We start from the raw sequence: 17,928 nt of genomic DNA, 5'->3' as shown, positions 1-17,928 counted from the left end.
ATATAATAACGGAATCGGGCGCCAAACGGGCAAATTCTCTTGCAGATTCGTGAGGCAATGCACCGGGGATCGGCCAGAATCCCGGGTCAGGGTTACTTTCGGCGCGATTTTACCGCCCGCGAAGCCGTTCCAGCACGTCGGAGGAGGCAAATCCGTCTGCGGGGACCCCGATCGAGGCCTGGAAGCTGCGGAGCGCCTCCCGGGTCTGGCCGCCGAACTGGCCGTCCGGGGTGCCCTTGTAGAAGCCGCGCTGCACCAGCAACTGCTGGAATTCAAGCCGCTCACCCCGCGACAACTCCCGCTCCTGCCGCGGCCAGGGCTGCACGAAGGGCTGGCCGCCGCGCAGGCGGTCGGCGAAATGACCGATCGCCATCGCATAGGCCTCGGCCGGATTGTATTTCATGATGACGCGGAAATTCTGCAGCATCAGGAAGCCGGGTCCCTGCGCGCCGGCGGGCGCCAGCAAATAGGCCTTTTCCGCCGGATGCGGGAAGGGCTGGTTGGTTGCGCGCTTGAGCCCGAGCTTCTCCCATTGCGCGATCGTCATCGCCTTGGCGCGATCGGCCAGCATGTAGTTGAAGCCCTGCGGCACTGCGACCTCGTAACCCCAGGTCTGGCCGCTCTGCCAGCCGTCCTTCTTCAGATTGTTGGCGGTCGACGCGATCAAGTCGGTGGGATTGTCGACGACGTCGCGCCGTCCGTCGCCGTCGCCGTCCACGGCGAAGCGCTTGAATGCGGTCGGCATGAACTGCGTCGGGCCGAACGCGCCGGCCCAGGAGCCGCGCATTTGCTCAGGCCTGAGATCGCCGCGATTGAGGATTTCCAGCGCCGAGAGGAACTCGTCCTTGAAATAAGCCTGGCGGCGGCCGACGCAGGCGAGCGTCGCAGTCGATTGCAGCACGCTGCGGTCGCCCATCTGCGTCGAGTAATTGGATTCGATGCCCCAGATCGCCGCGATGATGTAGCGGTCGACGCCAGTGGCCTTCTCGGTGGCGTCGAACTGCGCCTTGTATTTGGCGAGGACTTCCTTGCCCTTGGCCAACCGATTGTCGTTCACGAGAATGTCGAGATAGTCCCAGATCGACTTGGTGAATTCGGGCTGCGAATCCATCAGGTCCATGATGCGCAGATCGGGCGAAAGGCCTGCGGTGAAGCGCTGGAAGTTCTCCCGTGTGATGTTGCGGCGTGCGGCATCGGGCCACATCCCCGCGACACAATTGTCGAAATTGGACGCGGCTTCGCGGATCGCGGCCGCCGTCATCAGCGGATGGCCGGAGGCGCCGTCCTCGCCGCTCCACGGCTGAACTCCCGTCTGCGCACCACCGGGGCCGGGCGGGGCTTGCGAGGGCGCGGGGTTCGAGCCGGAAAAAATTCCGCCGAACAGGTTCGACAGGCCGTTTTGCCCTTGTTGCCCTTGGGCCTGCGCGGACACAGGGAACAGGAGCGCGGCCGCAAGCATTGTTGCGCCGGCTACAGATCCACCGCGTTTTGCCACTCCTGCCACCGATTGCATCATGTCCCACCCGTCCAGCCAAAAATCAGCCATCAGGAGGCCTCGTTACGGTTGCCAATATCTTAACAAAGGTGAAATTTCGGTGGCGGCCTTTTCTCAATTCCAGGTTTTCTCAGTTCCAGGGGCCGAGCCCTACATCCGCCTTTGTTACCGGCTGCAAACCGGCTAGCAAGATGCCATTGCTTCTTTCACGTGCGCCCCAAGGTATTCGATCAATCACATGAAAATCCGCAAAGCCGTATTCCCCGTCGCCGGCCTCGGCACCCGCGTTTTGCCCGCCACCAAGGCAATGCCGAAGGAAATGCTCACCATCGTCGACAAGCCGCTGATCCAGTACGTCTATGACGAGGCGAGGGAGGCCGGCATCGAGCACTTCATCTTCGTCACCGGCCGCAACAAAAATGTCATCGAGGATCATTTCGACCGGATGTTCGAGCTCGACTCGACGCTGGCCGCGCGCGGCAAGAAGGCCGAGCAGGACGTTCTGGCGCAGAACCAGCCGGAAGCCGGCGCCGTCAGCTTCACCCGCCAGCAGGCGCCGCTCGGTCTTGGACATGCGGTCTGGTGTGCGCGCGACATCGTCGGCAACGAACCGTTCGCGGTGGTGCTGCCCGACGAACTGGTGCTCAATTCGCCCGGCTGCCTGAAGCAGATGGTCGAGACCGCCGGCAAGCTCGGCGAGAAATCCAACGTCATCGCGGTCGAGGCGGTGCCCGACCATCTCACCCATCAATACGGCATCTGCGGCGTGGGCAAGCGCACCGGCAAGATGTTCGAGGTCGACGGCATGGTCGAGAAGCCGGCCAAGGGCACCGCGCCCTCCAACCTCTCGATCACCGGCCGCTACATTCTCCAGCCGGAGATCTTCAAGATCCTGGAGACCCAGGAGCGCGGCGCTGGCGGCGAAATCCAGCTCACCGACGCCATGATCGGCCTCGCCAAATCGCAAAAGTTCTACGGCGTCGAGTTCGAGGGCGAGCGCCATGATTGCGGCTCCAAGCCCGGCTTCCTCCGCGCCAACATCGCCTACGCGCTGCAGCGGCCGGAATTGCGCGAGGGGCTGATCGCCGAGATGAAGAAGTATCTGGGGCAGTAGCGCCCCTCGTCATTGCTGACGGCGGCGAGCGTCGCTCCTCACGCCACCAGCGACAGCTTCGGCAAGCTTGCCACCACCGACTGATTACGCCCGCCGGCTTTCGCCGCATAGAGCGCCTTGTCGGCGGCGGCGACCAGCACGGCCCAGTCCATGCCGCTGGCAGGCGCGAGGCTGGCGATGCCGCAGGAGACGGTCGATCCGGCCCCGCCGTCGGACCAGCCCAGCACCTTGGCCCGGATGGTCTCGGCGATCTTGAAGGCGTCGGTGGCGGATGTGTTCGGCAGCAGTACGGCGAACTCCTCGCCGCCATAGCGCGCGGCGCAGTCGCCGGCGCGCTGCACCGAATCGGAGATGCAGATGGCGATGCCGACCAGCACCTGGTCGCCGGCCTGGTGGCCGAAGGTGTCATTGTAGGCCTTGAAGTGATCGGCATCGATCATCAGCAGCGCGACCTGCGTCTTCTGGCGCATGGCGCGGCGCCATTCGATGTCGATGACATGATCAAACTTGCGGCGGTTGCGCAGGCCCGTGAGCGCGTCCGTCGTCGCCATCTCCTCGAGCCTGCTTTCGGCATCCGCACGGCGGCCGATCTCGCGGGCGAGCACGATGGCCGAGCCCAGCACGAACAGAGCGAGCACCAGAACCACGGCGCCGATGCGATAGGCTTCCTTCTGCCAGAGCGCGAATACCGCGCCGAGCGGCTTGCCCGCCACGACGAACAGCGGACCGGAGCCGCTGCTGCGCACGTAGAGACGCGGCGTTACGTCCACCGGCCCTCGACCGGCATAGGATCCGCCGGCCTTGAGATTGTCGGCCTTCCAGTCCTGCTGCGTCCCCAGGTTCTTGCCGATGATGTCCAGATCGAACGGTCGCCGCATCATGATGGTGCGGTCGCGCTTGAGCACGGTGATGGTGTCCTCGGGGTCGAGGCTCAGCCGCTCGAACAATTCGTGGAAATAGGTGAAGCGGATCGAGCCGGCGACGACACCCATGAAGCCGCCATCGGTATCGCTGAGACGCCGGCTCAACACGATGGCGTAGGCGCCCCGGAACAGCATCGGGCGGCTGATGAAGAGGCCGGCGTTGGAATTATCGCGGTGGACCCTGAAATATTCCTCACTGCCACGATTTTCCGGAACCGGATCGAGCGTGGAAGCATCGATCGTCAGATCGCCGTCGGCATCGAACACCTGGATGGCGCCGAAATGCTTTGCGGTCGTGGCGTGGTCGAACAGGATGAGCTGGCGGATCGGCTTCGAGACCGTGTTGATCTCGGGCAGCAGCACGTTGCTGGCGACCGCCTTCAGGGCCAGGTCGTAGATATCGATGTTGCGGCTGATGTCGGCGTCGATCGACGTGGCGAGGTTTTCCAGCGTCTGGCGGGCGAGCGCCTCCTCGCCGCGGCGCATGTCGAGCATGACGTTGACGCAAATGGCCGAAAAGCCGATCACGGTCACGACGGACGAAATGATCAGCAGCTTCGCCGAAATACGCCAGGGCCGGCGGGCCGTGGCTTCGCGCCATCCAGACAGCATCTTTTGCTCCCGACCCTAACGGATGCGCCTGAAATCTTGCGTAGTGTTTAAGCCGCGACGGCGCCGCTGCAATGAGTTAAGGATTGGTTTCCGTTCGCCTCGCTTTTGCGCAGATCAGGCCGCGGACAAATGTAGAGGACGGCGGTGAACGATTACGACGCGTTACGCGATTACCTGCTGAGGCAGAAGCAGATGGAATTCCTGCTGAGCTTTGAAGAGATCGAGGAGATCATCGGCGCAGCCCTGCCGCGGGCGGCGAATCGCGCCTCATGGTGGGACACCTCGCGCAGCCCGGATATCAAGATGCCGCAGCGCGAAGCCTGCCTCGCCGCGGGCTTCAAGGCCATGCGGATGCCGGACGGCCAGACGGTGCGATTTACGAAGCAGAAGAAGGACGGGCGGAGATAGCGCAGCGAGTGGCGGTCTCTCCCTATCCAACAGTCTCGTAGGGTGGGCAAAGCGGAGCCTGCCCACGACTTCTGTTGGTGTGTCGGATAGATGGTGGGCACGGCGCAAGTGCGCCTTTGCCCACCCTACGATACCGGATTCGCGACGAGATCAGCTCGCCGCCTCGAGCCGCACTTCCGTCAGCAGCCGCATCGCCGCGTCCGCATCCATCGGCTCGCCGAAGGCGAAGCCCTGCGCGTATTCGCAGCCCAATTGATACAGCTCGACCGCGTCGGAATCGGTCTCGGCGCCTTCCGCCACCACGTCCATGCCGAGATCATGCGCGAGCGCGATGATCGACTTCAGGATCACCGGCCGCGTGCCGCGATTGGTGGTGCGGACGAAGGACTGGTCGATCTTGATGGTGTCGAACGGGAAGCGCTGGAGATAGGCGAGCGACGAATGGCCGGTGCCGAAATCGTCGAGCGATAATCCGGTGCCGAGCTCGCGGATCCGCGTCAGCATTTGCGCCGCGTGCTCCGGATTCTCCATCACCAGCGATTCCGTCAATTCCAACTTCAGCGTGCCGCGCGCCACCGAGGAGCGCGACAGCACGGTGCGGATGTCGTGGATCAGGTCGTGGCGCAGCAACTGCCGCGAGGAGACGTTGACGCTGGCGAAGATCGGCTCGCGCGAGCGCATCGCGCGCTGCCAGATCGAGAGCTGCTTTGCGGTCTGGTCGAGCACGAACATGCCGAGATCGATGATCAGGCCGGTCTCTTCCGCGATGGTGATGAATTCCGACGGCGCCATGCGGCCGAGCTTCGGGTGATCCCAGCGCACCAGCGCCTCGAAGCCGGCGACTGAACGGTCCTCCAGCCGCACGATCGGCTGGTACAGGATGGTGAGCTCCTGCCGCTCGATGGCGCGGCGCAGTTCGCTCTCCAACGTCAGGCGATCGGTTTTGCGAGCGCGCATCGCGGGCTTGTAGACGTCGATACGGTCGCCGCCGATGCGCTTGGAGTGATACATCGCAAGCTCGGCGTCCTTGATGATCTCGTCAGTCAGTTGAACTTGCGGATCAGAAAGGGCGAGACCGATCGAGGCGGTCAGGAAGATCTCGCGATCGTTGAAGGCGATCGGGGCGCGGATGGTCTTGCGGATGGTTTCGGCGAAGGCGGTGATGCGGGCCGGGTCCTGCTCCGACAACAGGATCAGGCCGAACTGGTCGCCGGCAAGCCGCGCCAGCGTATCCTGCGGCTTCAGGATGCGGGTGAGGCGGCGGGCGAGCGTCAGCAGGATGGAATCGCCGACGGCGATGCCGACGGAATCGTTGACCTGCTTGAAGCGGTCGAGGTCGATCACCATCAGCGTCGGCCGCAGCGTCGGCATGGTCTTGGCGAAATGCGCGACGGCGCCGAGCCGGTCCATGAACAGCTTGCGGTTGGGCAGGCCGGTCAAATTATCATGCACGGAATCGTGCAGCAGGCGTTCCTCGGCGTTGCGCAGCTCGGTGACGTCGGTGAGCGTGCCGACCACGCGCGAGACCTCGCCGTCGGAGCCGACCACCGGGCGCGCCTTCAGCGCGAACCACATGAAATGGCCGTCAGGGGTGCGCAGGCGGAAATCCTGCACCAGGCGGCCACGGCGCTGGTCGAGCACGCTGTCGAGCGCGGCACGGAAACGGTCCTGGTCGAGCGGATGCAGCACTTCGAGCCAGGATGCCGCCGGGCCTTCCAGCGTGCCGCGCTTGAGGCCGAGCAGGGCTTCGGTCTCGGGGCTGGTGAAGACCTTGTCGGCGGAGACGTCCCAGTCCCAGATCAGATCGCCGGAACCGGCCAGGGCCAGGGCGCGCCGCTCGATGTCGGAGACGACGCCGGTGGTGGCGCCGCCGCCGGCGAAGGCGTGCTGCATCACCGTGAAGCCGATCAGCATCACGATCAGCACGAGGCCGCCGAGCAGCGCCGGGCCGACGATGTCGTTGGTGACGGAACCGGCGACCGTCATGCCGGCCGCGACCACCCAGACCACGAGGAGGAACCAGGTCGGGATCAGCAGCACCGCGCGGTCGAAGCCGTGGGTGGAGAGATAGACGATCAGCGCGAAGCCGGCGAAGGCGATCAGCACCAGCGAGATGCGTGCGATGCCGGAGGCGACAGCCGGATCGAATAAAGCGAGCGCCACCAGTGACCCTAGGAACGCAAGCCAGCCCACCGTGATGTGGGAATAGCGCACATGCCATCGACTGAGATTGAGATAGGCGAACAGAAACACGAGCAGCGTTGCCGCCAAGATCGCTTCACCCGCCGCGCGCCAGATGCGCTCGGCGTTGTTCGACATGTCGAGCACCTTGCCCCAGAAGCCGAAATCGACGCCGATATAGACCAGCACCGCCCAGGCCAGCGCCGCGGCCGCCGGGAACATGATGCTGCCCTTGACGACAAAGAGGATGGTGAGCACCAGCGCCAGCAGGCCTGAGATGCCGATCACGATGCCCTGGTACAGCGTGAACGAGTTGACCTTGTCCTTGTAGGCTTCGGGCTCCCAAAGATAGAGCTGCGGCAGCTTGTCGGTGCGCAGTTCCGCGACGAAGGTGACGACCGCGCCGGGGTCGATCGTGATCCGGAACACGTCGGCGGTCGGGCTTTCCTGCCGCTCGGGCCGGTCGCCGGTCGAGGGCGTGATGGTCGCGATGCGCGACAGGCCGAGGTCGGGCCACAACAGGCCTGAGGACACGATACGGTAATGCGGAGCGACGATCAGACGGTCGAGCTGGTCGTCGGTGTTGTTGGCGAGTGCGAACACCACCCAGTTCTGGCCGCCTTCGCGGGCGCGCACCTCGATGCGGCGAACGATGCCGTCGGTGCCTGGCGCGGTGGAAACCTGGATGCGGTCGGCGTCGCTGCGCTGATGCTCGAGCACGCCGGTGAGGTCGATCGCCGGCGCGTCGCTGCGGACGCTGACGGCGTCAAGCGCGCGTGCAGGGGACGCGGCGACAAGAATCATGAGGCCCAGCGCGATGGGCGCGAGGCACCTGATCAGACGCAAGGTCAGTTCTCCGCGTTCGACGCAAACTTCGTGTGCAAGGCTGGCTCGTAAAGACGATTTCATACCGAACAGATGTGGTTCGGCGCGTCGCGATAGATGCCACGAAAGCGAGGAAAATCAAAGGGTTTCCGCCTGGCTTGGTAGGCCAGCGGCCTAGACCTCCAACACAATTTTGCCAATATGTGCGGAGGTCTCCATGCGCCGGTGGGCGTCGAATGCCTTTTCCAGCGGGAAAGCGCTGTCCATCAGCGGCTTGACGCGGCCTTCGCGCAGGAGCGGCATCACTTTCGCCTCGATCGCGGCGACCATCGCCGCCTTGTCCGCATTACTACGGGGACGCAGGGTCGAGCCGGTATGGGTCAACCGCTTCACCATCACCTTGGCGATGTTGACGCTGATCTTGGGGCCGTTGAGGGTCGCGATCTGCACGATGCGGCCGTCGACCGCGGCGGCGTCATAGTTGCGGTCGACATAGTCGCCGGCGACCATGTCGAGGATCAGATTGACGCCGACCTTGTCGGTCTCTTCCTTCACCACCGCGACGAAATCCTCGGTCTTGTAGTTGATGGCGCGGTCGGCACCGAGCTTGAGGCAGGCGTCGATCTTGTCCTGCGATCCCACGGTGACGAACACTTTTGCGCCGAACGCCTTGGCGAGCTGGATCGCCATGGTGCCGATGCCGGAGGAGCCGCCATGGATCAGCAGCGTCTCGCCGGCCTTCAGGCCGCCGCGCTCGAACACATTGTGCCAGACCGTCATCAGGGTTTCCGGCAGCGCGCCGGCTTCCGTGATCGACAGGGCCGGCGGCACGCTCATGGCCTGGGCGTCCTGCGCGATGCAATACTGCGCATAGCCACCGCCGGCGACGAGCGACATGACCTTGTCGCCGATCTTGTGGCGCTTGGCATTGCTGCCGACGGCGACCACTTCACCGGCGATCTCGAGGCCGGGCAGGTCGCTGGCGCCGGGGGGCGGCGGATAGGCGCCGGAGCGCTGCGCCACGTCGGGCCGGTTGACGCCGGCGGCCTGCACCTTGACCAGGATTTCGTCGGGACCGGGCTGCGGCAGCGCGCGTTGTTCCGGCACCAGCACCTCCGGTCCGCCGGGCTTGGAGATGGCGACCACGGTCATTTGCGCGGGCAGCTTGTCCATGATGTGTCCTTGAGCAAAGGTGCGAGAGGGAAACGGGGCCTTTGCTTAGCCAGCGCGGTCGGGGCTGGCAACCGCCTCAGCCGTGTGGTCCGGTCCGCGAACGCAGGAGGAACGACGATGCCGATGGAAGACGACGACCGCCCGCGCAAGAAGGTCACCCATGAGATCGGACAGGATCTCTCACTGTTGTCGGTCGAGGAACTGACCGAGCGCGTCGCCCTGCTCAAGATCGAGATCGTGCGATTGGAGGACGCCGCCAACAAGAAGCGCGCCTCGCGCGATGCGGCGGATAGTTTTTTCAAGTCGTAGCCGCTGGACTTTCCACTCGTGTCCCGGACGCGGTGCGGCGTGCGACGCTGCGCCGGGACCCATGTCTCTCCAGGCAGCCTCCATCAAAAGTGCTGGGCCCCGGCTCAGCAGTGCAGGACTTCGTGCCACACCGCGTCCGGAGCACGAGACACGGCTCGGCCGCTGACCGACACGGCTAACGAACCCTCAAAATAATCGCTCATTTACTCGCTATTAAGCTTTCCGGTTTATGACTGGAACTGTCCTCGTTTGGACACCGAGTGGCTCCTGTCCACTCTGTTTGACGCCTCCCTGTTATCAACTTTAAAAGCCGCCGGTCTTCCGGCGGCTCTTTTTTCGTTCTTTTGGCTCTCACTCAAGTTGAATTTCGAGGAATGACCCGCGGAAACCATATCCGCGCTTGTCGCTGGACTCCGCGATCCCAGCGCGCAATGATTTGTTCATCATAAGCCGGCGTCCAAGCCGGACAGGTAAACAGTTGCGTAAGGGGCGTTAACCATGGAACGTTTGCAGGCCGACGGCGCTCTCGTTCAACTCAGCGAGCGGTTCACCAATTCCGCCGCGTTCGGCGTCCTGTTCCGCGAGGGCATGGATCTCGTCGAGGAGACCGCGGCCTATCTCGACGGCGACGGCCGCAACGAGGCCAAGGCGCTCGATCGCGCGGTCAGCCTCACCTATGCGACCGAGAGCATGCGGCTGACCACGCGCCTGATGCAGCTCGCCTCCTGGCTGCTGCTGCACCGCGCGGTGAAAGAAGGCGAGATGACGCTGGTCCAGGCCAGTCGCGAGAAGACCAAGGTCAAGCTCACCGCCGCCGATCCCGGTGCTTCTGACACCATCGAGAAGTTGCCGCCGCAGCTCCAGGACCTGATCCATCGTTCGATGAGCCTCCAGACCCGCGTGCGCCGCCTCGACACCACCATCCACACCCCGCCGGCCGATATGCCCGCGATCGGCAACCCGCTGGTGCCGCATCTCAACGCGCTGAAGGCCGCGTTCGAGCGATAAGGTCCAGCCTCCCGTCATTGCGAGCGCAGTCTTGTAGGGTGGGCAAAGGCGCAACGCGCCGTGCCCACCATCTCTCTTTCAGATTGCGATAAAAGTTGGTGGGCACGCTTCGGCCGTCGCTCTTCGAGCTATGGCGGATCAGTCGCTTTGCCTACCCTACGGGACCTTGGTCTCGTTCAACGACACGCCCACAAAACCAACACCGTCACCCTGAGGTGGCCGCTTCTTCAGCGGCCCTCGAAGGGCGACGCCCCGGCTGCGGCCGTTCATCCTTCGAGGCCTCCGCTCCGCTTCGGCACCTCAGGATGACGGGGCAGAGAGCGGCGCGGATAGCCCCACAAACAAAAACGCCCCCGGTCTCCCGGGGGCGTTTTTCGTCTCCAGCCTCGAGGGCCGGATCAATCCTTTTTGAGGAAGCCCGAAAACTTCTTCTGGAAGCGCGAGACGCGGCCGCCGCGATCCATCAGCTGGGCATTGCCGCCGGTCCAGGCCGGGTGCGACTTCGGGTCGATGTCGAGATTCAGCGTGTCACCTTCCTTGCCCCAGGTGGAGCGGGTCAGGTACTCGGTTCCGTCGGTCATCACGACCTTAATCGTATGATAATTCGGGTGAATCTCGGCTTTCATGGCAATTCCTAGGGCGACCGGCGCCGCGCGCTTGAGTGATGATCGATGACGGATTTGGCGGCTCTATAACCCACGGAGCCCCCTAAAACAAGCCATTGTGGGGACAGGAGAACCGGGCGGTCCCCTGAGGGACATCCCGGATTTGCCACGACCGATCCGCCGGCCTATCTGGAGCACACTTATCTCTTTTTGGTCGGATCTCATGAGCGCAGTAGAACGGCTTGAAACCGGGCCTGTAGAAGACGCGTCGATCGAAGTCGAGCTGATCGAGCAGCCTGAGAAAGGCCGCGCCAGGCTGCGGCCGCTGATGGCGCTTGCGCCTTACGTGGCCCGCTATCGCGGCCGGGCGGCGCTCGCCTTTGTCGCGCTGACGGTTGCCGCATTGACCACGCTGCTGGTGCCGGTCGCGGTCCGCCGGATGATCGATTTCGGCCTGACGCCGGAAGGCATCGCGCTGATCAACAGCTACTTCTCGGTGATGATCGCTGTTGTCGCCGTGCTCGCGCTCGCGAGTGCGTCGCGCTATTACCTCGTGATGACGATCGGCGAACGCATCGTCGCCGATCTCAGGCGCGACGTGTTTGCGCATCTGCTCTCGCTGTCGCCGGCGTTCTTCGATTCCGCGCGCAGTGGCGAATTGGTGTCGCGGCTCACCGCCGACACCACGCAGATCAAGTCCGCAGTCGGCGCCTCCGTCTCGATCGCGCTGCGCAATCTCATGATGTTCTTCGGCGCGGCAGCCATGATGGTGATTACCAGTCCCCGTCTCTCGGGCTTCGTGCTGCTTGCGATCCCGCTGATCGTGCTGCCGCTGGTCGCCTTCGGGCGCTGGGTGCGGCGCCTGTCGCGCAATGCGCAGGATACGCTTGCCGATGCGTCCGCCTATGCCGGCGAGCTGGTCGGCGCGATCCGCACCGTGCAGGCCTATACCAGCGAAGGGCTCGCCACGAAGCGCTTTGGCGGCGAGGTCGAGCAGGCCTATGAGGCGGCGCGCACCTCGACCCAGGCGCGCGCGGTTCTCACCGCCATTGTCATCTTCATCGTGTTCGCAAGCGTGGTCGGGATCCTCTGGATCGGCTCGCATGACGTGCTCACCGGCGCGATCACGCCGGGCCGGCTCGGCCAGTTCGTGCTCTATGCGGCCTTCGCGGCGGCAGGCCTCGGCCAGCTCAGCGAAGTCTGGGGCGAGGTGTCGGCTGCGTCCGGCGCCGCCGAACGCCTGTTCGAGATCTTGCACGTGCAGCCGGACATCAAGCCGCCGGCGTCGCCGCGCGCGCTGCCAATGCCCGGCCGCGGCGAGGTCGGCTTCGATCACGTCAGCTTCGCCTATCCCGCGCGTCCCGATGTCAACGTGCTCGACGCCGTGTCGTTTGCGGTGCGGCCCGGCGAGAAGGTCGCGATCGTCGGCCCGTCCGGCGCGGGCAAGAGCACGATCTTCCATCTGCTGCTGCGCTTCTACGATCCGCGCAATGGCGCGATCTCGCTCGACGGCGTTCCCGTCAAGTCCGCCGACCCGCGCGATTTCCGCTCCCGTATCGCGCTGGTGCCGCAGGAATCCAACGTGTTCGCGGCGAGTGCGCGCGAAAACATCCGCTTCGGCCGGCCCGATGCGAGCGATGCCGAGGTCGAGCGTGCCGCCGAGCTCGCGCATGCCGCCGAGTTCATCCGCCGCCTGCCCGAAGGTTTCGAGACCCCGCTCGGCGAGCGCGGCGTGATGCTCTCCGGCGGCCAGCGCCAGCGCATCGCGATCGCGCGCGCGATCCTGCGCGATGCACCGCTGTTGCTGCTCGATGAAGCGACCTCCGCGCTCGACGCCGAAAGCGAGACGCTGGTGCAGACCGCGCTGGAGGAACTGATGAGCCACCGCACCACGCTGGTGATCGCGCACCGCCTCGCCACCGTGCTCTCCTGCGACCGCATCCTGGTAATGGACCAGGGCAAGATCGTCGAGCAGGGCACGCATGCGGAGCTCGTCGCTGCAAACGGGCTTTATGCGCGGTTGGCGAGGTTGCAGTTCGAGGGGGCGTGAGGCAATTCGCCGGATCTCACTGGCACTTCGGCGAGCCCATCGGCACGTTCGGCCAAGGCCAGTTCTTCCAGCTCCCGCCCTCGCCGATACAGGCTGACGACGCAGGGTCCTTTGCTGGAGCCGGACTTTCCGTCGGAGCAGGGGGATTCGGTGGCGGCGCGAGGCGCCGGTCGACATAGATCGTCGACACATAGCCGGCGAGGATGACGCCGAGAAACACCGAAGACCCCTTGGCCAGATCGCTCAGCCGCATCGATCCTCTCCATCTGCTTGCCTGATATCACGCTAGCAAACCGCGCCACGCTTTTACGTAGTTGAAGTCACGGCCGCCACGCCATCTTCAGCACAGGCCGTCCCGATGTCGGGTTCACATCCTCGCCGGCATGGGCAAACCCGTTGCGCTCGTAGAAGCGGACGGCGCGGGCGTTGTCCTTATTGACCAGCAGTGTGACGCTCGATGGTGACAAGCGCTTGGCTTCGTCGACCAAAAGTCTCGCAGCATCCGAGCCCCAATGATCGGGATCGACCACGAGCTGGTCGAGATAGCCGTCGCCATCGATGGTGACGAAACCGGTCAGCGCGCCGTTTTGTTCCGCAACCACGATCGACGCCTTCGGCACCAGATCCTTGCGCCAGCGCTCGCGCCACCAGTCGAGCCGCGCGGCAAAATCGATCTGCGGATAGGCCTGCTGCCAGGTGCGATGCCAGAGGTCGATCGTCGCCGCTTCGTCGGCGTCCACGTAGGGGCGGAGGCGGAGCGCGCTCACTACCGCTCCGTCAGCTTCAGCTCGATGCGGCGGTTGCGCTTGTAGGCGTCCTCGGTGTTGGCGGTGTCGAGCGGCTGGAATTCGGCAAAGCCCGCGGCGACCAGGCGCTGGGCGGGCACGCCGAGCGTGATCAGATATTGCACCACCGAGATCGCGCGCGCCGACGACAGGTCCCAGTTCGACTTGAAGTTCGCGCCGCTCACGGGACGCACGTCGGTGTGGCCGTCGACGCGCAGCACCCAGGCGATCTCGTTCGGAATCTTCTTGTCGAGCTCGATCAGCGCGGCCGCCACGGTGTCGAGCTCGGCGCGGCCCTCCGGCAGCAGCGTTGCCTGTCCGGTGTCGAAGAACACTTCGGACTGGAACACGAAGCGGTCGCCGACCACGCGGATGTCGGGGCGGTCGCCGAGGATCTTGCGCAGCCGGCCGAAGAATTCAGAGCGGTAACGCGACAATTCCTGCACCCGCTGCGCCAGCGCGACGTTCAGGCGTGAGCCGAGATCGGCAATGCGATTTTGCGATTCCTTGTCGCGCTTCTCGGAAGCGTCGAGCGCCTCTTCGAGTGCCGCCAATTGCCGGCGCAGCGCGCTGATCTGCTGGTTCAGCACCTCGATCTGCGCCAGCGCCCGCGCCGAGACCGCCTTCTCCGAGTCGAGCGCCTTGCCGAGCTCGGAGATCTTGCCCTGCGCGTCGTTGCCGGCGGCAGCCAAGCCGTCATAGAGGCCCTTGATGCGATCGCGTTCGCTCTCGGCCGAAGCGAGGCCCGCTTTGAGCGACGAGACCTGGTCGTCGAGCGTCAGCTTGCCGAGCTTCTCCAGCGAGAGCAGCTCGTTGAGCTGGGCGATCTTGGCGTTGAGCTGCTCGAGCGCCTTGTCCTTGCCGGTCACCTCCTGCGACAGGAAGAACTGTACGACCAGGAACACCGACAGCAGGAACACGATCGACAGCACCAGCGTCGACAGCGCGTCGACGAATCCGGGCCAGTAGTTGAAGGCGCCTTCGCTGCGGCGGCCGCGGGCTAGAGCCATGCTCGCCTCTCAAATGCTGATTGCTTAACTCTTCTCGGGCTGGCGCGCGATGCGCTCCAGCAGGCGGCGGATCTCGCGGTTCTGTTCGCCCTGGCCGTCGGCCCATTCGCGGATCATCTGCTGCTCGGTCCGCATATGCGAGACCAGCGCCTGGATCGCTTCCGCAAGGCTTGCCATCGACGCGGTGGTGCTGCGGCTTGCGGTGCCTTCCTCGAGCACGGAACGCAGCCGCTCGACCGCGGCCTGGAGCTCACCGCTCGCAACACTGCTGCCGCTCGACGCGACGGCCATCTCGCCGCTGCCGTATTCGCGTACGGTGGTGGCGAGCCAGTCTTCGAGGTCGGTGTAGAAGCGGTTCTGGGCCTGGCTCGATTGCAGATCGAGGAAACCGAGGATCAGCGAGCCGGCGAGGCCGAACAGGGAGCTCGAGAACGAGATGCCCATGCCGCCGAGCGGGGCGGCCAGGCCCTCCTTCAGCGTGTCGAACAGCGCGCCGGCATCGCCGCCGACCTTGAGGCCGTCGATCACCTTGCCGACCGAGCCGACCGTCTCGATCAGGCCCCAGAAGGTGCCGAGCAGGCCGAGGAAGACCAGCAGGCCGGTCATGTAGCGGGAGATATCGCGGGCCTCGTCGAGGCGGGTTGCGATCGAATCGAGCAGATGCCGCATGGTTGTTTGCGTGATGGTCATCCGCCCGGTGCGCTCGCCGCCCAGGATCATCGCCATCGGCGCCAGCAGCTTTGGGTGCCGGGCCGGCGCCAGGCCCGGGTCGGCGATGCGGAAATTATTGACCCAGGACACTTCAGGATAGAGCCGGATGACCTGGCGGAAGGCCAGCACGATGCCGATGAACAGCACGGCCCCGATCAGCGCGTTCAGCCCGGGATTGGCGAAGAAGGCCTGGATGATCTGCTTGTAGAGCACCACGCCGACCAGCGCGCACAGCACCAGAAAGACCAGCATCCGCACCAGGAAGACGCTGGGGGACGACAGTTTTGTATACTCGATGTCGAGGGAAGAGCGGGGCGAGGCGCCTGACGGCATGGCCGGTATCATCCGTTACGAAAGCTTGCTTGCCTCCGCACTATGGCACAGCGCCGGGCCAAAAAAAGCGCTGGATGTGCGGATTTCGGGACGTGCGCGGGAACCCAACACTGAAACCCGGCTTTGATATCCACGTATTTTGCAAAAGTTCAGTATTCCACAGACTTAGCTCGGATTTTTTGCATGGCGATGTTTCTCGGGGCACTGGCGGCCATCGCGCTCTCGCTTGCGGTCCTGATGGCGCTCGCCTGGGTGGTGCAGCAGCGCACCGGCAATTCCGGCTGGGTCGATACGATCTGGACCTTTTCGGTCGGGCTGGTCGGCGCAGGCAGCGCCCTGTGGCCGATGGCGGGCGAGGTGCCCAATGCCCGGCAATGGCTGGTCACTGGCCTCGTCGCGGTCTGGTCGATCCGGCTGGGATCGCATATCGCGATCCGCACCGCAGGGATCACCGATGACCCCCGCTATGCCGCTTTTGCCGCGGAGTGGGGGCTGAATGCCCCCTGGCGGATGTTCATCTTCCTGCAAAACCAGGCGCTGGGTTCGGTGCCGCTGGTGTTTGCGATTTTCGTCGCTGCGCATGTTCCCGTATCAGCCCTGCGCATTCAGGACGTCCTTGGTGCGGCGATCCTGCTGATCGGAATCGCCGGCGAGGCGCTGGCGGATGCGCAGTTGCGCCGCTTCCGGCACGACCCTGACAATCACGGCAAGGTCTGCGATGCCGGACTGTGGCGCTGGTCGCGCCATCCCAATTATTTCTTCGAATGGCTTGGCTGGCTCGCCTATCCCGTGATCGGCCTTGCGGCCGGATATGCGTGGGGCTGGGCCAGCCTGCTTGCGCCGGTCTTCATGTACTGGATCCTTGTCCACGTCACCGGCATCCCGCCTCTGGAGGCGCAGATGCTGCGATCGCGCGGCGAGCGCTACCGCGCCTATCAATCCAGAACCAGCATGTTCTTTCCGCTGCCGCCCAGAGAGGGAATGGCCGCATGAGCGTCGTGTCCACGATCATCGGGACTGCCGAACGCGTGCCGCTGCCGGATCTCGTGGTCCGCGCCGCCATCCAGCGCCTGTGTTCGCGCACCGCAACGCGCCTCGCCACGCATACCGCGACCGACGATGCCGCCTTCGCCGGGCGGATGATGATAAGGCCGATCGCCGAGCACACCAGCGCGGCCAACACCCAGCATTACGAAGTGCCGCAGAGCTTTTTCGCGCAGGTGCTGGGTCCGAACCGCAAATACTCCTCCTGCTTCTACAAGACCGATGCGACGACGTTCCAGGAGGCCGAGGAGGAAGCGCTGCGCCAGACCGTCGAGCATGCCGGTCTGGCCGACGGGCAGACCATCCTCGAACTCGGCTGCGGCTGGGGCTCGCTGTCGCTGTGGATCGCGCGGCAGTTTCCGCATGCCAGGGTCACCGCGGTGTCGAACTGGCAATCGCAGCGCGCCTATATCGAGGACATTGCGCAGAGCCGTGGCCTGCTCAATTTGCGCGTCGTCACCGCCGACATGAACGTGTTCGCGCCGGAGGGCCAGTTCGACCGCATCGTCTCGATCGAGATGTTCGAGCACATGATGAACTGGCGCAAGCTGATGACGCGCGTGCGCGCTTGGCTTGCGCCGGAGGGGCGCTTCTTCATGCACATCTTCACCCATCGCGCCGGCTCCTATGCGTTCGACCGCGCCAATCGCGAAGACTGGTCGCGCAGCACTTCTTCACCGGCGGCGTGATGCCGAGCCATCAACTCGTTCGTCAATATGCCGATATCTTCGCCATCGAGAAGGAATGGCGTTGGAGCGGCTCGCATTATCAGCGCACCGCAATGGACTGGCTCGCTAATTTCGATGCGCATCGCGACGCGATCGAAGCCTCCTTGCGCAATGTCTATGGCGAGGACACCGCATTGTGGATGCGGCGCTGGCGCTGGTTCTTTCTCGCCACCGCCGGCCTGTTCGGCTACGCCGACGGAACCGAGTGGGGCGTGAGCCACTACCGGATGAAGGAAGCTGACTGTCGAGCCTAAGCGGCCTTGCGGGCTCGCGTCTTCGCTGACCTCCGCGGCTTGCCGAGCTTGCCGAGCTTGCCGGGCTGTCTGGGCAAAGGGCGTGCAGTCAGGCCTAAGCCAAGCGCGCGCAATACCCCCAGCATTGTTGAGAACTCCGGATTTCCGGCCTCGCCGAGTGCCTTGTACAGCCCCTCGCGGCTCAGCCCCGTAGATTTTGCGATCTCGCTCATGCCGCGGGCACGCGCAACCGTATTCACAGAGTCACGGATGAATGCCGCGTCGCCAGTCTCCAGCGCTGCTGTAATGAATTCGGCTTGTGCTTCCGGCGTATCCAAATATTCCGCCGCATCAAATGGTGTTGTTCTCAGCGCCATTGCA

The 17,928-nt window shown here is 64.5% G+C and carries 16 protein-coding genes and 1 pseudogene; 7 read left to right on the top strand and 10 right to left on the bottom strand.

The genetic code is table 11. From position 1 onward, the window contains the following. Positions 1–109: 109 nt before the first annotated feature. Positions 110–1,513: a lytic murein transglycosylase gene (locus ABIA96_RS17210; protein WP_502918830.1), complete on the bottom strand. Its 1,404-nt coding sequence runs from the start codon at positions 1,511–1,513 to the stop codon at positions 110–112. 220 nt (positions 1,514–1,733) lie between these two features. Here ABIA96_RS17210 and ABIA96_RS17205 point away from each other — a divergent pair, with 220 nt between their 5' ends. Then, on the top strand, positions 1,734–2,609 hold the full coding sequence (locus tag ABIA96_RS17205; protein ID WP_354138243.1) for a UTP--glucose-1-phosphate uridylyltransferase: 876 nt from the start codon (positions 1,734–1,736) through the stop codon (positions 2,607–2,609). Between the two features lie 38 nt (positions 2,610–2,647). Here the strand turns inward: ABIA96_RS17205 and ABIA96_RS17200 are convergent, their stop codons facing one another. Continuing rightward, positions 2,648–4,144 carry a GGDEF domain-containing protein gene (locus tag ABIA96_RS17200; RefSeq protein ID WP_354138242.1) on the bottom strand — a complete coding sequence of 499 codons (1,497 nt, stop codon included), beginning with the start codon at positions 4,142–4,144 and terminating at the stop codon, positions 2,648–2,650. 144 nt (positions 4,145–4,288) lie between these two features. Between ABIA96_RS17200 and ABIA96_RS17195 the strand changes: the two genes are divergently transcribed. Further along, positions 4,289–4,552 carry a DUF7662 domain-containing protein gene (locus ABIA96_RS17195; protein ID WP_354138241.1) on the top strand — a complete coding sequence of 88 codons (264 nt, stop codon included), beginning with the start codon at positions 4,289–4,291 and terminating at the stop codon, positions 4,550–4,552. 150 nt (positions 4,553–4,702) lie between these two features. On the opposite strand, the gene ABIA96_RS17190 is transcribed toward ABIA96_RS17195, so the two are convergent. After that, entirely contained in the window at positions 4,703–7,579 is a 2,877-nt protein-coding gene (locus tag ABIA96_RS17190) for an EAL domain-containing protein (RefSeq protein ID WP_354138240.1), read from the bottom strand. Between the two features lie 153 nt (positions 7,580–7,732). Then, positions 7,733–8,731 carry an NAD(P)H-quinone oxidoreductase gene (locus ABIA96_RS17185; protein WP_354138239.1) on the bottom strand — a complete coding sequence of 333 codons (999 nt, stop codon included), beginning with the start codon at positions 8,729–8,731 and terminating at the stop codon, positions 7,733–7,735. Positions 8,732–8,848: 117 nt separating this feature from the next. Between ABIA96_RS17185 and ABIA96_RS17180 the strand changes: the two genes are divergently transcribed. Then, positions 8,849–9,040 (top strand): DUF1192 domain-containing protein, encoded by a 192-nt coding sequence (locus tag ABIA96_RS17180; RefSeq protein WP_354138238.1) that lies wholly within the window; start codon positions 8,849–8,851, stop codon positions 9,038–9,040. Between the two features lie 498 nt (positions 9,041–9,538). Further along, on the top strand, positions 9,539–10,048 hold the full coding sequence (gene rcdA / locus ABIA96_RS17175) for a protease adaptor protein RcdA (protein WP_354138237.1): 510 nt from the start codon (positions 9,539–9,541) through the stop codon (positions 10,046–10,048). Positions 10,049–10,446: 398 nt separating this feature from the next. Here the strand turns inward: rcdA and rpmE are convergent, their stop codons facing one another. Next, a complete protein-coding gene (gene rpmE / locus ABIA96_RS17170) occupies positions 10,447–10,674 on the bottom strand; it encodes a 50S ribosomal protein L31 (RefSeq protein WP_007599895.1) in 228 nt (75 codons plus the stop codon). A gap of 202 nt (positions 10,675–10,876) precedes the next feature. Here rpmE and ABIA96_RS17165 point away from each other — a divergent pair, with 202 nt between their 5' ends. Then, positions 10,877–12,703, top strand: coding sequence for an ABC transporter ATP-binding protein/permease (locus ABIA96_RS17165; RefSeq protein ID WP_354138236.1), 1,827 nt, complete (start codon positions 10,877–10,879; stop codon positions 12,701–12,703). A gap of 16 nt (positions 12,704–12,719) precedes the next feature. Here the strand turns inward: ABIA96_RS17165 and ABIA96_RS17160 are convergent, their stop codons facing one another. From ABIA96_RS17160 to ABIA96_RS17145, 4 genes are all read right to left on the bottom strand, one after another. Then, positions 12,720–12,956 carry a hypothetical protein gene (locus tag ABIA96_RS17160; protein ID WP_354138235.1) on the bottom strand — a complete coding sequence of 79 codons (237 nt, stop codon included), beginning with the start codon at positions 12,954–12,956 and terminating at the stop codon, positions 12,720–12,722. Positions 12,957–13,023: 67 nt separating this feature from the next. After that, complete coding sequence (locus ABIA96_RS17155; protein WP_354138234.1) at positions 13,024–13,470, bottom strand: GNAT family N-acetyltransferase; 447 nt, start codon at positions 13,468–13,470, stop codon at positions 13,024–13,026. After that, the gene (locus ABIA96_RS17150; protein ID WP_354138233.1) at positions 13,470–14,498 is read right to left on the bottom strand and encodes a peptidoglycan -binding protein; all 1,029 of its coding nucleotides are present in this window, start codon (positions 14,496–14,498) and stop codon (positions 13,470–13,472) included. The genes ABIA96_RS17155 and ABIA96_RS17150 overlap by 1 nt, the downstream gene beginning before the upstream one ends. A 24-nt stretch (positions 14,499–14,522) precedes the next feature. After that, entirely contained in the window at positions 14,523–15,542 is a 1,020-nt protein-coding gene (locus ABIA96_RS17145) for a flagellar motor protein MotA (protein ID WP_354138232.1), read from the bottom strand. A gap of 183 nt (positions 15,543–15,725) precedes the next feature. Here ABIA96_RS17145 and ABIA96_RS17140 point away from each other — a divergent pair, with 183 nt between their 5' ends. Then, positions 15,726–16,535 carry a DUF1295 domain-containing protein gene (locus tag ABIA96_RS17140; RefSeq protein ID WP_354138231.1) on the top strand — a complete coding sequence of 270 codons (810 nt, stop codon included), beginning with the start codon at positions 15,726–15,728 and terminating at the stop codon, positions 16,533–16,535. Continuing rightward, a pseudogene (locus ABIA96_RS17135) lies at positions 16,532–17,568 on the top strand (SAM-dependent methyltransferase). The gene ABIA96_RS17140 and the pseudogene ABIA96_RS17135 overlap by 4 nt, the downstream one beginning before the upstream one ends. On the opposite strand, the gene ABIA96_RS17130 reads toward ABIA96_RS17135, so the two are convergent. After that, positions 17,565–17,924, bottom strand: coding sequence for an addiction module antidote protein (locus ABIA96_RS17130; RefSeq protein WP_354138230.1), 360 nt, complete (start codon positions 17,922–17,924; stop codon positions 17,565–17,567). The pseudogene ABIA96_RS17135 and the gene ABIA96_RS17130 overlap by 4 nt on opposite strands. Positions 17,925–17,928: the final 4 nt, after the last annotated feature.

This window comes from Bradyrhizobium sp. LB11.1, from assembly GCF_040549385.1.
In the GTDB taxonomy this organism is placed as follows: domain Bacteria; phylum Pseudomonadota; class Alphaproteobacteria; order Rhizobiales; family Xanthobacteraceae; genus Bradyrhizobium.
The sequence above is the reverse complement of the archived record's forward strand: the minus strand, read 5'-3'. Positions and strand labels throughout refer to the sequence as shown.